Below are 14,625 nucleotides of genomic sequence, written 5' to 3'. Positions count from 1 at the left end.
GGACACGGTCGCCTTCAATTGCGATGCAACTGAGCTCGGTGTTGGTTTGCGCCCGGGGCATCCGCGCAAAACTCCCGCGGAGCCCGGAGGTGTCGGCGCGACTGTGCGGCTTACGCCAATCCAGAACGGCTGCGCCGCGTAGTTCTGCGCCGCAACAAGATTAGGGGCCGCGAGTCGAACCCAGTGGCGATTGCTCTTCGGAAGATCCGCATTGAGTGGCTGCAAATTCGAGCCCATCCGCATTTATCGACGTGCTTACAGTGGCCGCTCAATTTCGATCAATGCTCGAAGATGAGCTGAAAGACTTCTGTGTGGCAAGACGCCTTCTACACTTTCGCCATCCCCCGCATCAACGTCAGCAGGGCATGCGCAAGGTCTTGCTCGAAGTCGTATCGCAAACCCGCCAACTCGGGCAGCTCGACGACTTGCGCGGCCATCTCCGCCGGGTTGCTGAGCGGCCATAGCCCGATGATGAGCGGCACCGTGTGCTTCATCACCTGCTCGAAGGCTTGCACCGGCATGCCGGGCACGCGGGCGTGAAAGGCCTGCGCTGCGCCCTGCCGAACGGCCAGCAGGTTGCCTTTGAACTCGACCATGCGCTCGAACGACACCTTGCGCTCCAGGAAGGACGGCAGGACGCTGGTCAGCCGGCAAAGCAAAGGTCGGGCAGAGACCGTCGAGGCGAAGACGCGGGCAATGTGCTCAAAGCTGGCGCCCGCCTTGCCGCCGCGCGCCAGTGCCGTGCTCAGTTCGGCATGCCAGGCTGCAAATTCTTCGACGAGCAGGTCCATCAGCACTGCTTCGCTGCTCTCGAAATACCGGTACACGTTCGACTTGGTCATCGCAGCCTGTCGCGCCAGTTCGTTGATTCCCAACTCGAGGGCAGCCGGGTTCTGGCTCAGCATTTCCCGGGCGGTGGCCAGCAAGTGGCGGCGCCGCTCTTCCTTCTGCTCGGCGGATCGGGCGCGTACGTATGAGGTGGGCGAATTCATGCGGGATCACACTTCATTTAACGGCCCGCCCGATTGCAGACCACCAGTCTCCAATTTTAGCTGAGAACAAATGCGGCGGCCCCCTATCCCTCTCCGTCACGTGAGCTGTGCGGCTATTGCTCGCATCGCAACAGCGTCGGTTCAAGTTGCGCCAGAATCTGTGACTAGGAACCAAGGACTCCATCCATGGCCGTGAGCATCCTCAACTGGCGTCGGCGCGCGTCCCTCCGAAACCTCATGCGGGCGCCCCTTGGGAAATCTCAGACCCGCACCTGCAGGTGCGGCATCGAGAAGATCTCGTAGCACGCGCCACCCGATCTCACCATGGGATCCTCCTGCGCCAATGCCCTGACATCTTGACCATCCTCGACCTGATAGAGCGAGAGGCCCCATCCGCCGGCCGGGTCGGCCACCGGGCCGTGTGCCACGACCACCCCCTTTTGCAGAAGGTCGTTCAGGAAGGCCCCGTGTTCCTTCATCAGGTTGACTTCGTCGGGAGACATGGTTGCTAGAAAATCGGCGCGGGGTGGCAGGAATCTGGCAAGAAAGTATTTCATCTTCATTCTCCATTGGGTACCGATCGGCAGGCGGCTCGCCGCCTTGTAAGGCAAGTTTGAGCGCCAAGCCCGGGACGACGAAGCCTTCGTTCCGATTGCGACTGTCATTGCGAACATTCCGGTTCGCCGGATGCACCGGTCCAAGAGCGTCTACAGCAGCGGCAGTTCATGATGCCGAGATGCTCGCCAAGCAGTCCTCAACGAGTGCATGCAACTCGCGAACGTTCCTGCTCCCTATCAGCTGATGCACTCTGGCTTGTGCCGCGGTCCAATGAGGCAAGCCTTCCGCGCACTTACTTTTACCCGAAGCGGTGATGTGCACGCTTCGCGTGCGTCCGTCGGTACCGGCGCCCAGTTTCAGCAAACCCGACGAGATGAGGGGTTTGAGATTGCGGGTCAGTGTCGACGGAGAGAGCGCCATCGCATCCGCTAGGTCCGAGGGACGCATCGGCCCGTTGGCAGCTACCTGCGTCAACAGCCCATATTGCGTGGTTCGTAAACCCACCTTCCCAAGTTCGGCCTCATAACGACGCCTCACGAGCCGCGCGAGCTGGTGAAGCTTTGTGTCAGTACAGGCCGATGGCTTCGGTCCCGCCCTCGCTGCCTCTGGAGCAACAGCCTGTGTCTCCGGTGCGAAAAACGGATGCATTGGCGCACGTGTACGAGCGACGCGCCTTTGATTCATCTACCGTCGCTGTCAGGAGGCCTTCGAGGGCTTTACCGAGGTCTGCTCAACCGCGTGAGTTTGGTCAATGAACCGGCGGCTGGAGGCGAGGATGTCCTTGCGGGTGCGCTCCGACTCGACCGCCCGAGACAGGACCAGCGCGCCCACACATTGGGCAATAAGCGCCCACGCTGCATCCGGGTCTCCCATGCGAGAACTCCAGCTCTTTTGCAACTGCTTCAAGCCTCTCTCGACGACCTCACGCACCTCGGGCCCTGCCCGTGCGATCTCGGGCCCCAGTGCCGGCAAGACGCAGCCGGTTTCCGGATGCAGGGCGTGATACGAACTCAGATAACTGCGCAGTCTCTTCGCAACGTGGTCGGGCGGTGATTCCTCGTCCGCGCCCAGCATCTCTCCGCTGTTCAAGATTTCTTGCTCCAGGAGCTCGGCAAACAGGGCGTCCTTGGAGGGGAAATGGCCATAAAAGGCACCTCCAGTCAGACCGATGCTTGCCATCAGTTCGTCGACGCCAGTCGACTCGAAGCCGCCTTTTTTGGCGATCGCGCGGGCGTTCGCAAGCAGCTTCTTGCGGGTTTCCTCTTTGTGCGTTGATGGATAGCGCATGGATGAATCTCAGCAGGTCGTAAGGACCCCATCATAACATGCCGATCGTTTGCTAAACGAGCTCACTCTTATTGAAAAGAAGCGCCCCTGAATCAGGGTTTGTCCCTGCGACAACCCATCCCACGTCCGTTGACGGTGCCTCGCTGTCGACCTATAGTTTAGCAATCGTTTACTAAACGAACGTTAATTTCACTCTTAACCGGATGATGTGATGACGCGACTGACCCAAGATCTACGGGCTCGTCCTCAGCAAGGAGGCAACCGAGATCCTCAATTTCGAACAAGGCGTGGCGCTGGTGGCCTCCGCGTCGCTCGGCAGGGGATTCGTCATCGTGCTGCGCATCTCGGCCTGCCAGAGGACCCGCGCGTGTCCGCCGTCCGCGTCATCCCCCGTTCGCTGCGCCAGTGCGACGAAGAACTCACCCCTGCGCTGCGCCTGAACCGCGCGGTCGTGGCGAGCCGCTGCGCCAACCTTTTACCCAACCCCGGGAGTCTGAATCATGAGAGAAGCCGTCATCGTTTCCACCGCACGCACGGGCATCGGCCGCGCGTTTCGCGGCGCATTGAACAACATCAAGTCGCCCACCCTGATGGGCCATGTAATCCAGCACGCCGTGCGACGGGCGGGCATCAATCCCGGCGAGGTGGAGGATGTGGTCATCGGCAGCGCGATGGCCGCCGGCACCGCGGGCATGAACATCGGCCGCCTTTCTGCGCTGGCGGCGGGACTGCCGCAGTCGGTGCCGGGCCAAACAATGGATCGGCAATGCGCCTCGGGCCTGATGGCCATCGCGACGGCGGCCAAGCAGATCATCGTCGACGGCATGGACGTGACCGTGGGTGGCGGGCAGGAGAACATCTCCGCTGTGCAGAACCCCTTCGTCAAGTGGGTGGGTGAAGAGGCCGACCCGCTGCTCATCTCGCGCGTGCAGCATGCCTACATCCCGATGCTCAACACGGCCGAGATCGTGGCAAAGAAGTACGGCATCTCACGGGAAGCGCAAGACGCGTATTCCGCGGAAGCGCAACGCCGCACCGCGCTGGCGCAGGAGCGCCACCTGTTCGACGACGAGATCGTGCCGATCACCGCGCGCATGGCCGTGGCCGACAAGCAGACGGGCGCGATCAGCTATCGCGACGTCACGCTGGACCGCGATGAAGGCAACCGCCCCGACACCACGCTCGAAGGCCTTGCCAGCCTCAAGCCGGTCATCGAAGGCGGCGTGATCACCGCGGGCAATTCGAGCCAACTGTCGGATGGCGCATCGGCCTGCGTGCTGGTGGAGCGTGCGGTTGCCGAGCGCCGCGGGCTCAAGCCGCTGGGCATGTACCGCGGCATCGCGGTCGCCGGCCTCGCGCCCGAGGAGATGGGCATCGGCCCGGTGCTGGCGGTGCCCAAGCTGCTGAAGACGCACGGGCTCACAGTGAACGACATCGGCCTGTGGGAACTGAACGAGGCCTTCGCCTGCCAGGTGCTGTACTCACGCGATCGTCTGGGCATCGACCCCGAGAAGCTGAACGTCAACGGCGGCGGCATCACGATCGGTCACCCCTACGGCATGACCGGCTCGCGGCTGGTGGGGCATGCGCTCATCGAGGGCAAGCGGCGCGGCGCGCGCTTCGTCGTCGTGACGATGTGCATCGGCGGCGGCATGGGTGCCGCGGGCCTGTTCGAAGTGGTCTGACGCAAGGAGCATCGCCATGAGCTACCAGATCCCACTGCGAGATATTCAGTTCATATTGCACGAGTTGCTCCGGGTGCCGGTCATGCTGGAGGATTGCGGCCAGCCGGAGTTCGACGCCGAAACCATCGACCAGGTGCTCACCGCGGCCGGCCAGTTCGCCTCCGAGGTGATTGCGCCGCTCAACGGGCCCGGCGACGAGCACGGATGCAGCATGCCCTCGCCGGGCGTGGTGCAAACACCTCCTGGCTTTAAAAAAGCCTATGACGAGTTCACGAAGAACGGCTGGGCCGGCCTCGCGTGCAGCCCCGAGTTCGGGGGCAGGGCTTTCCGTCGGTCGTGGCCAATGCGGTCTATGAAGTCTTCGGCGGCGCGAACATGGCATGGTCGTCGTATCCCGGCATGTCGCATGCCACGTACGTGAACGTGGCCGCCAACGGTTCGGAAGAACAGAAGGCACTCTATCTGCCGAAGATCGCGTCGGGCCAGTGGGCCGGGACCATGTGCCTGACCGAGCCCAACGCGGGCACCGACCTGGGGCTGATGCGCACCCGCGCCGTGGCGCAGCCCGATGGCAGCTACTGCATCACTGGCAGCAAGATCTTCATCTCGGGCGGCGAGCAGGACCTGACCGACAACATCATGCATCTGGTGCTCGCGCGCATCTCCGACGCGCCGCCCGGCGTGAAGGGCATCTCTCTTTCATCGTGCCCAAGTTCATTCCCGATGCGAACGGCGCGGCGGGCGCACGCAACGGGGTGGTCTGCGGCTCCATCGAGCACAAGCTGGGCATCCACGGAAACTCGACCTGCACCATCAACTTCGACGGCGCGACCGGCTGGCTTCTGGGCGCACCCAACAAAGGGCTGGCGGGCATGTTCGTGCAGATGAACCACATGCGCGTGCTCGTCGGCACGATCGCCATCGGCCTGATGGAAGCGGCCTATCAGAAGGCCTTGGCCTATGCGAAGGAGCGCCTGCAGGGCCGCGCGAGCGGGACAAGGTCGTCCGGCGAAGCCGCCGACCCGATCATCGGGCATGCCGACGTGCGCCGAATGCTGCTCACGCAGAAGGCGAACATCGAGGGCGCGCGCGCACTGGCGCTGTGGACGTCGCAACTGAGCGATGTGCAGCGCCTCCATCCCGACCCCGCCAAACGCAATGAGACGGCCGAACTGCTGGGCCTCCTCACCCCGCTCGTGAAGGCGCTGTCCAGCGACCTCGCGGTGGAAGGCACACTGCTTGCCATGCAGGTGTTCGGCGGGCACGGCTACATCCGCGAGAACGGCGTCGAGCAGCACCTGCGAGACGTACGCATCGTGGGGCTGTACGAGGGCACGAACGGCGTGCAGGCCATGGACCTGCTTGGGCGCAAGGTGCTGGCCGACCAGGGCCGGCAGATGGGTGTCTTCCTGGACATGGCCGGCGCATTCGCCGAAACCTGCCGCCCGCGCGAGGCGATGCGCGAGTTCACTGAGCCGCTCACCAAACTGGTCACCGACATCAGGCAGCTCACAGGCGAGCTGGTCGCTACGTCGGCTCAAGATCCGAACGCGGCAGGTGCTGCCGCGGTGCCCTATCTGCGGCTGGTCGGGCATCTGGCACTTGCGTGGACCTGGGCGCGCATGGCCGAGGTGGCATTCAGGAACGCTGGATCGAGCGACCCGATCTATGCATCGAAGATTGCCACGGCCCGCTTCTACTTCCAGCGGCTGCTGCCGCAGACGGCGGCGCTGTGCGGTGAGATCCAGGCGGGGTCGGCCGCGCTGATGGAGCCGGCCATCGATCTTTTCTGACCGCGCGGCATGTACCACCTGAGCCGCTTCGCAGCTGCCACGCCCGACAAGGTCGCGGTGCACTTTCTCGAATCGGGTGAGGCGTTCAGCTTCTCGCAGTTGGAGCGCGAGGCGAATCGCGCGGCCAACGCCTTGCTGTCGCTCGGCCTGAAGCGGGGAGACTGCGTCGTGCTGTGCATCGAGAACGCGCCCGCACTGCTTTTTCTTGCGCTCGGCGCGCAGCGCATCGGGTTGTACTACGTGCTTACCTCGACGCGGCTGTCGACTGCGGATTTCGAGTACATCGTGAAGGACTCGGCGGCATCGGTCGCCGTCGTGTCGTCGGCCTGCATGAACGCCGAAACGGCGTCGTCGCTGGACGTCGGCGGCGCACGGCGCGTCGGCATCGGCTTTGCGGATCCGGCCATTGAATCCTGGGAGGCGCATTTTCTGGCGGCGCCGAGCGGGCTGCCGCCCGTGCTCGCGCCAGGACGCGAGATGCTGTATTCGTCGGGCACGACCGGCCGGCCCAAGGGCGTGCGCAAGCCGCCCTTCGAAGGCGACTTCGATGCCGTTGACAACCGCAACGCCGCGGTGGCCCGGTCGTTCGCACTCGGCAGCGCCACGGTCTACCTGTCGACGTCGCCCCTCTATCACAGCGCGCCCAACCGATTCCTCTCGGCGGCCGTCCATGCCGGTGCCACCAGCATCGTGATGGCAAAGTTCGATGCCGAGCGCGCGCTCGCCGCCATCGCGCAATTCGGATGCACGCATTCGCTCTGGGTGCCGACCATGTTCCACCGCCTGCTGCGGCTGGATGCGGGCGTACGCGGCCGCTACAGCATGGCCTCCATGGTGCAGGCGGTCCACGGCGCGGCGCCCTGCCCCGTGCACGTCAAGCAGGCGATGATCGACTGGTGGGGGCCGATCCTTCAGGAGTACTACTCCGGCACCGAGGGCATCGGCTCCACGGCCATCACGTCGCGCGAATGGCTCGAGCACAAGGGCTCGGTCGGCCGCGCGACCGACGGCATCCTGCACATCCTGGACGACGCGGGCCGGGAATTGCCGCCGGGCGAAACCGGGAACGTCTACTTCGAGAGCGACGCGCAGTTCGAGTACTGGAACGATCCCGCCAAGACCCGCGTGGCGACGAGCCCGCAGGGCTGGCGGTCCTTCGGCGACATCGGCCATCTCGACCGCGAAGGCTACCTCTACCTGACCGACCGCAAGGACTTCGTCATCATCTCCGGCGGCGTCAACATCTACCCGCAAGAGATCGAGGACGTGCTGCTGCAGGACCTGCGCGTGGCGGATGCCGCGGTCTTCGGGGTGCCGAACGAGGAATACGGCGAGGAAGTCAAGGCCGTCATCCAGCCAGCGCACCCGGACTTTGCGGAGCCGTCGGTTGCCGAGGCGCTCAGGGCCCGCTGCCTCGCGCTGCTCGGGCCCATCAAGGTGCCCCGGAGCATAGATTTCGAATCCGAATTTCCTCGCCATGCCACCGGCAAGCTCTACAAGAGATTGCTGCGCGATCGGTACTTGCGCTGAAAGCCCCATAAACAAAGAAGTCGTCACCTCCTCCCCGCGCGAAACAGGTCACCTGTTTCGATGAAACGGCAAAGACAACGCCATCGCTGGCCTGGCGATGAGAAACGTTCTTCGAATGACCTTTATCTCGTTAAAGAAGAACGGCCCTCATGAACGGCCGGCAAGACAAAACAATTCAGGAGACAACCATGCTGGGACTGATGCAAACGCATCCGCTGCTGATTTCGTCACTTATCTTGTCCGCCGAGAGACACCACGCCGACAGCGAGATCGTATCGCGCCGCGTGGAAGGCGATATTCATAGGTACACCTGGCGCGACGTCGCACGGCGTTCCAGACAACTGGCGCAGGCGCTCGACGCAACGGACCTCGAATTTTCCGGTCGCGTCGCGACTCTGGCATGGAACGGCTACCGCCATCTTGAGCTGTACGCCGGCGTATCGGGATCGGGTCGTGTACTGCACACGATCAACCCGCGCCTGCCGCCGGATCAAATCGCATGGATCGCCAATCATGCGGAAGACCAGATCCTCTGCTTCGACCTGACATTCCTGCCACTTGTCAAAGCGATCCACGCCAACTGCAAGACCATCAGGAAATACGTGGCGCTGTGCGACGAGGATCGGCTGCCAGCGGATTCCGGCATCCCTGGTCTCGTTTGCTATGAGACATGGATCGGAGAGCATTCGGGCGACTACCAGTGGCCGACGTTCGACGAGAACACGGCGTCGAGCATGTGCTACACGAGCGGGACGACCGGCAATCCCAAGGGTGTGCTCTATAGCCATCGCTCCACGCTTTTGCATGCATTCGCAGTTCCGGTGCCCGATGGGTTGGATCTTTCAGCATGCGGCGCCGTACTGCCCGTGGTTCCCATGTTTCATGTAAATGCATGGGGATCCCGTATGCCGCAATGCTCACTGGTTGCAAGCTGGTATTGCCCGGCCCGGCAATGGACGGCAAGTCGATCTACGAACTCATCGAAGGCGAAGGCGTCACCTGCGCAGCAGGCGTACCAACTGTCTGGCAGATGCTGCTTGCGCACGTGCAATCGCAGGATCTGCGCTTCTCGACTTTGCGCAAGCTGGTGATCGGGGAGCCGCCGTCAATTCAGCCATGATCAAAGGATTCGAAGAACGGGGTGCGGAAGTCATGCAAGTTTGGGGCATGACCGAAACCAGTCCAATGGGAACGGCCTATGCACCCAAGATCAAGCACACGAAGCTCGGCCACGAAGAGCAGCGCGCCCTGCGCCTGAAGCAAGGCCGGGTGGGATTCGGTATCGATATGCGCATCATCGGTGCGGACGGCGAAGAAGCGCCCTGGGACGGTAAGACGTTCGGTGACCTTCAAGTCAAGGGTTACTGGGTCTTGCGCGAGTATTTCAAGGGCGAAGGAGGCAATCCCCTGGACGGCGACTGGTTCCGGACTGGCGACGTCGCAACGATCGATCCGGATGGCTTCATGCAGATCACCGATCGCAGCAAGGACGTCATCAAGTCGGGCGGCGAATGGATCAGTTCGATCGAGGTGGAAAACATCGCAATGTCCCACCCGGGCGTGCAGATGGCTGCCTGCATCGGCATGCCGCACCCGAAGTGGGACGAGCGGCCGATCATCATCGTGACGAGACGACCGGGCTCGGACGTCTCACGCGAAGAGCTGCTGGAGTTCTACAAGGGCACCGCTGCGAAATGGCAGGTTCCGGACGACGTGGTTTTCGTCGAATCGATTCCCATCGGCGCGACGGGGAAGATGCTCAAGACGAAGCTGCGCGACATGCTCAAGGACTATGTCCTGCCGACTGCCTGACTGTCTCTCGTCCAGTCCGTTGCGCCCTAGCAAAGCAATCCATCGGTGCTGAGGCACCGACATTCTTAAACAGGAGACAACCGTGAATAAAGTGCTTCATCAGTTGGCGTGCGCGCTCGCGCTATTCGTGCCCGCACTCGGCGCATCGGCTCAGACCTATCCCAGCAGGGCTGTCACCATCCGCGTACCGTTTCCGGCTGGCGGGTCCGCGGATGCAGGCTTCCGGCAGATGCAGCCGGCCCTGCAGACGCGACTCGGTCAACCTGTCGTCATCGACAACCTGCCAGGCGCTGGCGGTTCCATAGGCGTGATGAGGGTGCTGAGTTCGCCCGCGGACGGGTACACGCTCCTGGGCCATACGGCGTCGGATCTGATCCTGGCACCGTTGGCCGTCGGTACCGCGAAGTACGAACCGGACCAACTGCGGCTGGTGGCGCCAGTGACGGCCGCGGACTTTGTGCTCGTCAGCTCTCCAAGCTTGCCCTTCAAAGATGTAGACGAACTGCTGGCCCATGTGCGGCAACCGGGCAACAAGGAACTCTCAATCGCCCATTGGGGCCGTGGCTCGACGGCTCATATCGTAGGCGCCGACTTCCAGAATCGCACGAAGGTACGTTTCCTCGAGGTTCCGTACAAGGGCGTTCCCCGATCGTTCCCGACCTGATTGGCGGGCAAGTGAACCTGAGCTTCATGCCCATCGGCGGACCCACGGTGGGCCTGATCAGAAGCGGCAAGGTAAACGCCATCGGCGTGGCAGCCGCCCGGCGCGTTGCTGGCTTGCCAGATGTGCCGACCCTCAACGAGGGCAAGGTGCTCAAGGGTTTCGAGCACCAGATCTGGACCGGCGTCTTTGTCGATCGTGGGGTTGGCAGCGCAGAGGTGGAAAAACTGGCTCAGGCGATCAATGCGGTCGTCGCATCGCCGGAGTTCGCCAGATTCACCGAGGAGCAAGCTGCTCGCCTTCTCGAACCGATGACCACGTCGCAGGCCGATCGCTATTTCAAGACTGAAACCAAGCGCCTGACGGACATCGCGCGGCAGGTCAAGCTCCAGCCCGAGTAAGCGACGCCCAGACCATTGGAAGCGAACACCATGACCGCCATCGACTATTACTACTACGAGCCGGCCAAGGGCCACGGTCTGAGCCACAACCCGCTCAATGCCCTTATCGCCCCGCGCCCGATAGGTTGGATCTCGTCGCGAGATGCTCAGGGACGAGTCAATCTCGCGCCTTACAGTTTTTTCAACGCCTTCAACTACGACCCGCCGATCATCGGGTTCTCCTCGATCGCCTGGAAAGACAGCGTGCAGAACGCGTCCGAAACGCGCGAGTTCGTTTGGAACTTGGTCACTCGTGAACTGGGCGAAAAGATGAACGAGACCTCGGCCCCGCATCCGCATGGCGTGGACGAGTTTCCGCTGGCCGGCCTCACGGCGGTGCCGGGTCGGATGGTCAATGTCCCGCGCGTGGCGGAAAGCCGAGCTGCCATGGAGTGCAAGGTCATCGACATCGTTCAGTTTCGAAATACGGCAGGTGAAAAAGTGGAGGGCTGGCTGGTCCTGGGCGAGGTAGTGGCCGTCTACATCGATAAGCTGCTCCTCAAGAATGGCGTCTACCAGACCGCCAATGCGTATCCGATCATGCGTTCCGGCGGCTTGAATGACTATGTCCAAGTGACCCCCGAAACGGTCTTCCAGATCAACCGGCTGGCCGGCGCCAGCAGCCCGTCCAGTCATGGCACCAAATGATCAAAGCTTCATGTGATCGAAGGCGTCGGTTTCTGTTTTCCTCGCTCATTTTCCCCGAGTGTTGGGGCAACGCCGGGGTCAACGGCGTTCCTCAAGCTGCAAGAACCGGATCTCGGACCAGGGCTGCCAGTGCGTTGGAACCCTGACCTCAGCAATGCTGCGTCTTGGCGAGGCTCCTCCTGCTGCGCCGGTAAAGCGCGCACGCTTTGATGAGCGAAGCGATTCATTCGAGGAATAAAAAACACACAAGAGACTATCGGTCTGCTATATTAGGGACCGACGGGCTCTTATTTCCACGATCGCAGGCACCACAGGAGTACGGCCATGGTTACTCGAAGAACAGTATTGCTCAGCAGTGCCGGCGTTGCGGGTGCGCTCGGCGCTCTGATGGTCGGCTGGACGGCGTCACCGCCCAAGCCACGCCTGGTCACGACCCACCCGCTGCCCGTCGGTCCGGGCCAGTCGGCGCTGAATGGCTGGGTCAAGATCGGAGTGGACAACACGGTGGGCATCGTGATGTGCAAGGCCGAGATGGGCCAGGGCATTCACACCGGCCTGGCGATGGTACTGGCCGAAGAGCTGGACGCTGACTGGGCGCAGGTCCGTGTCGAGCGTGCGCCTATCGACAAGATCTACCAGAACATCGCCGGGATCATCGAGGGCCTGCCCTTTCACCCCGACGACGACGGGACACTGAAGGCCATCGCCGGGCGAATCACTGGCAAGGCGATGCGTGAGTTCGGCCTGATGCTCACCGGCTCATCCTCCAGCATGAGGGATCTGTGGTTGCCAATGCGCCAAGCCGGTGCTTCGGCGCGTGCGATGCTGGTGTCGGCGGCGGCGCAGCAGTGGAAGGTGCCGGCCGCCGAATGCCGCGCCGAGGCGGGCCGCGTGCTGCACGCGTCGGGCAAGAGCGCTTCGTTCGGCGAACTGGCCGGGGCGGCGGCAGGTCAGCCGTTGCCTGATTCCGTGGTGCTGAAGTCGCCCAAGGCGTTCAAGCTGATCGGCCAGCCGCGGCGGCGCCTCGAAGCCGCATCGAAGATGGACGGCAGCGCGCGCTTCGGCATTGACGTGCTGCAGCCAGGCATGCAGTACGCCAGTGTCGAGATGTGCCCGACGCTCGGTGGCCGCGTCGCCAGCTTCGATGCGGCGGATGCACAGAAGCTGCCTGGCGTGAGGAAGGTATTCGCAGTGCCCGGTTTCAACGGCGGCACCGGGGGCGTCGCGGTGATCGCCGACACGCCGTACCACGCGATGCGCGCGGTCAAGGCGGTGCGCGTCGAATGGGACCATGGCATGACTGCCCACGTTTCCACCGAGGAGATCTATCGGCGGCTGTCGCAATCGCTGAATACACACGATGGCTTCAGCTTCTACAAGCATGGTGACGTCGATACCGCACTTCAGCGCGCCGCGAAAACCATTCAGGCCGAGTACCGCGCGCCGTACCTGGCTCATGCAACCATGGAACCGATGAACTGCACCGTGCAGGTCAAGGATGGTGCGGCCACCGTGTGGGCAGCTACGCAGGTGCCCGACATGGCACGCAGCGCCGCGGCCAAGGTGCTGGGCCTTGAGCCCGAACAGGTCGACCTGCAGATGCAGTTGCTCGGCGGCGGCTTCGGCCGGCGCTGCGAGGTCGATGTGATCGCCCAAGCTGCCGCCATCGCCCGCGAGGCCGGCGGCGTACCGGTGCAGACGATGTGGTCGCGAGAGCAGGACATGACCCACGACTTCTACCGCCCGGCGTGCGTATCGCGCTTCCAGGCGGGGCTCGACGCCTCGGGCCAGTTGGTGGGCTGGGTGAACGCTTCGGCCGGCCAAGCCATCGTGCCGCAGGTCATGAAGCGCATGCTCGGACTCCCGGGCGCCGGACCCGACAGGACGACCTCGGAAGGCGCCTTCGACCAGCCTTACGAATGGCCGTCGGCGCGCATCGGTCACGAGGTATTTGAACTGCCCGTGCCCGTCGGTTTTTGGCGTTCGGTAGGGCATTCGCACAATGCCTTCTTCAAGGAAAGCTTTCTCGATGAGGTGGCCGGCGCCGCCGGCCGTGATCCGGTGGCCTTCCGCGCCGCACTCCTGGCGAAACACCCTCGGCAGCTGAAGGTGCTGCGGCGCGCCGCGGAGTTGTCGGGCTGGAACAAGCCCTTGCCTGCAGCGGCCGACGGCACCCAGCGCGCGCGCGGCGTGGCGCTGCACCAGTCCTTCGGGTCCATCGTGGCGCAAGTGGCCGAAGTGTCGGTGTCCGCCGACAAGCGCATTCGCGTGCACCGCGTCACCTGCGTGATCGATTGCGGCCTCGCCATCAACCCGAACCTCATCCGCCAGCAGATGGAAAGCGCCATCGTCTACGGTTTGTCGGCTGCGCTGAACGACGAAGTGCGTATCGAGAAGGGCCAGGTCCAGCAGACCAACTTCCACAACCACCCGGTGTTGCGGCTCGATGAATGCCCGGTGATCGAGACGGACATCATCGCCAGCGACGCGAGCCCTGAAGGCGTCGGCGAACCCGGCACGCCGCCGATCGCCCCCGCAGTGGCGAATGCCCTATTCACCCTCACTGGCCAGCGGCTGCGCAGCCTGCCGCTGAAGCTCACCTGATCCGGAGAAGCCCAATGACCACATTGACGATCAATCGCAAGTCTGTTGAAGTGCAGGCCGAGCCTGACACGCCCCTGCTGTGGGTGTTGCGTGGAGAGCTGCAGATGACCGGCACCAAATTCGGATGCGGAATGGCGCTGTGCGGCGCCTGCACGGTGCACGTCGACGGCCAGCCGACGCGCTCCTGCGTCACGCCGATCTCGGCGGTGGGAAGCCGCGAGGTGACCACCATCGAGGGGCTCTCCGGACCCCAGGTGGCCGTGCTGAAGGCGGCGTGGGTCGATGTCGACGTGGTGCAGTGCGGCTACTGCCAGAGCGGCCAGCTGATGGCGGCCGCCGCCTTGCTGAGGCAAACCCCCAAGCCGACCGATGCGGATATCGACACGGCCATGGCCGGCAACATCTGCCGCTGCGGCACCTACCCGCGGATCCGTGCGGCCATCCACCAAGCTGCCGGGATGCCGTCGGCCTGAGATCAAAGCTTGGCCGGCAGAACCGCACATCTGTCGGCGGAGGCGGAACGCCATGGCTGAAGAAGCCTCATGCCCACTATCAGCTCAGCCTTGCGGCATTCGCGGATCCAAGAAACCCGGAGAGAACATGTCGACATTCCAC

At 63.4% G+C, this 14,625-nt stretch carries 12 protein-coding genes and 2 pseudogenes; 10 read left to right on the top strand and 4 right to left on the bottom strand.

Annotated elements, in window-relative coordinates:
• Positions 1-326: 326 nt before the first annotated feature.
• The 4 genes from M0765_RS13935 to M0765_RS13920 form a co-directional block, all read right to left on the bottom strand.
• The gene (locus tag M0765_RS13935; protein WP_258504197.1) at positions 327-992 is read right to left on the bottom strand and encodes a TetR/AcrR family transcriptional regulator; all 666 of its coding nucleotides are present in this window, start codon (positions 990-992) and stop codon (positions 327-329) included.
• A gap of 260 nt (positions 993-1,252) precedes the next feature.
• Positions 1,253-1,657 carry a YciI family protein gene (locus M0765_RS13930; RefSeq protein WP_258504196.1) on the bottom strand — a complete coding sequence of 135 codons (405 nt, stop codon included), beginning with the start codon at positions 1,655-1,657 and terminating at the stop codon, positions 1,253-1,255.
• Between the two features lie 58 nt (positions 1,658-1,715).
• Positions 1,716-2,198, bottom strand: a complete 483-nt coding sequence (locus M0765_RS13925; RefSeq protein ID WP_258504195.1) for a MarR family winged helix-turn-helix transcriptional regulator — start codon at positions 2,196-2,198, stop codon at positions 1,716-1,718.
• Between the two features lie 48 nt (positions 2,199-2,246).
• Positions 2,247-2,837, bottom strand: coding sequence for a TetR/AcrR family transcriptional regulator (locus M0765_RS13920; RefSeq protein ID WP_258504194.1), 591 nt, complete (start codon positions 2,835-2,837; stop codon positions 2,247-2,249).
• A 500-nt stretch (positions 2,838-3,337) separates the two neighbouring features.
• Between M0765_RS13920 and M0765_RS13915 the strand changes: the two genes are divergently transcribed.
• The 10 genes and pseudogenes from M0765_RS13915 (at position 3,338) to M0765_RS13875 (ending at position 14,483) form a co-directional block, all read left to right on the top strand.
• Complete coding sequence (locus tag M0765_RS13915; protein ID WP_258504193.1) at positions 3,338-4,522, top strand: acetyl-CoA C-acyltransferase; 1,185 nt, start codon at positions 3,338-3,340, stop codon at positions 4,520-4,522.
• Between the two features lie 16 nt (positions 4,523-4,538).
• Complete coding sequence (locus tag M0765_RS29460) at positions 4,539-4,943, top strand: hypothetical protein (RefSeq protein ID WP_446751553.1); 405 nt, start codon at positions 4,539-4,541, stop codon at positions 4,941-4,943.
• The gene (locus M0765_RS29455) at positions 4,859-5,410 is read left to right on the top strand and encodes an acyl-CoA dehydrogenase family protein (protein ID WP_446751552.1); all 552 of its coding nucleotides are present in this window, start codon (positions 4,859-4,861) and stop codon (positions 5,408-5,410) included. Before M0765_RS29460 ends, M0765_RS29455 begins: the two co-directional genes overlap by 85 nt.
• Positions 5,395-6,315: an acyl-CoA dehydrogenase C-terminal domain-containing protein gene (locus M0765_RS29450; protein WP_446751598.1), complete on the top strand. Its 921-nt coding sequence runs from the start codon at positions 5,395-5,397 to the stop codon at positions 6,313-6,315. The genes M0765_RS29455 and M0765_RS29450 overlap by 16 nt, the downstream gene beginning before the upstream one ends.
• Before the next feature lie 9 nt (positions 6,316-6,324).
• The gene (locus tag M0765_RS13905) at positions 6,325-7,845 is read left to right on the top strand and encodes an AMP-binding protein (protein WP_258504192.1); all 1,521 of its coding nucleotides are present in this window, start codon (positions 6,325-6,327) and stop codon (positions 7,843-7,845) included.
• Between the two features lie 188 nt (positions 7,846-8,033).
• Positions 8,034-9,657, top strand: a pseudogene (locus M0765_RS13900) (3-(methylthio)propionyl-CoA ligase).
• A 229-nt stretch (positions 9,658-9,886) separates the two neighbouring features.
• Positions 9,887-10,719 (top strand): annotated as a pseudogene (locus M0765_RS29445) (tripartite tricarboxylate transporter substrate binding protein).
• Between the two features lie 30 nt (positions 10,720-10,749).
• Entirely contained in the window at positions 10,750-11,406 is a 657-nt protein-coding gene (locus tag M0765_RS13885) for a flavin reductase family protein (protein ID WP_258504189.1), read from the top strand.
• A gap of 324 nt (positions 11,407-11,730) precedes the next feature.
• The gene (locus M0765_RS13880; RefSeq protein ID WP_258504188.1) at positions 11,731-14,010 is read left to right on the top strand and encodes a xanthine dehydrogenase family protein molybdopterin-binding subunit; all 2,280 of its coding nucleotides are present in this window, start codon (positions 11,731-11,733) and stop codon (positions 14,008-14,010) included.
• 14 nt (positions 14,011-14,024) lie between these two features.
• Entirely contained in the window at positions 14,025-14,483 is a 459-nt protein-coding gene (locus tag M0765_RS13875) for a (2Fe-2S)-binding protein (RefSeq protein WP_258504187.1), read from the top strand.
• Positions 14,484-14,625 lie beyond the last annotated feature (142 nt).

The organism is Variovorax sp. S12S4, from assembly GCF_023195515.1.
Taxonomy (GTDB): Bacteria; Pseudomonadota; Gammaproteobacteria; order Burkholderiales; family Burkholderiaceae_C; genus Variovorax.
This window is presented reverse-complemented; position numbering and strand designations above follow the sequence as displayed.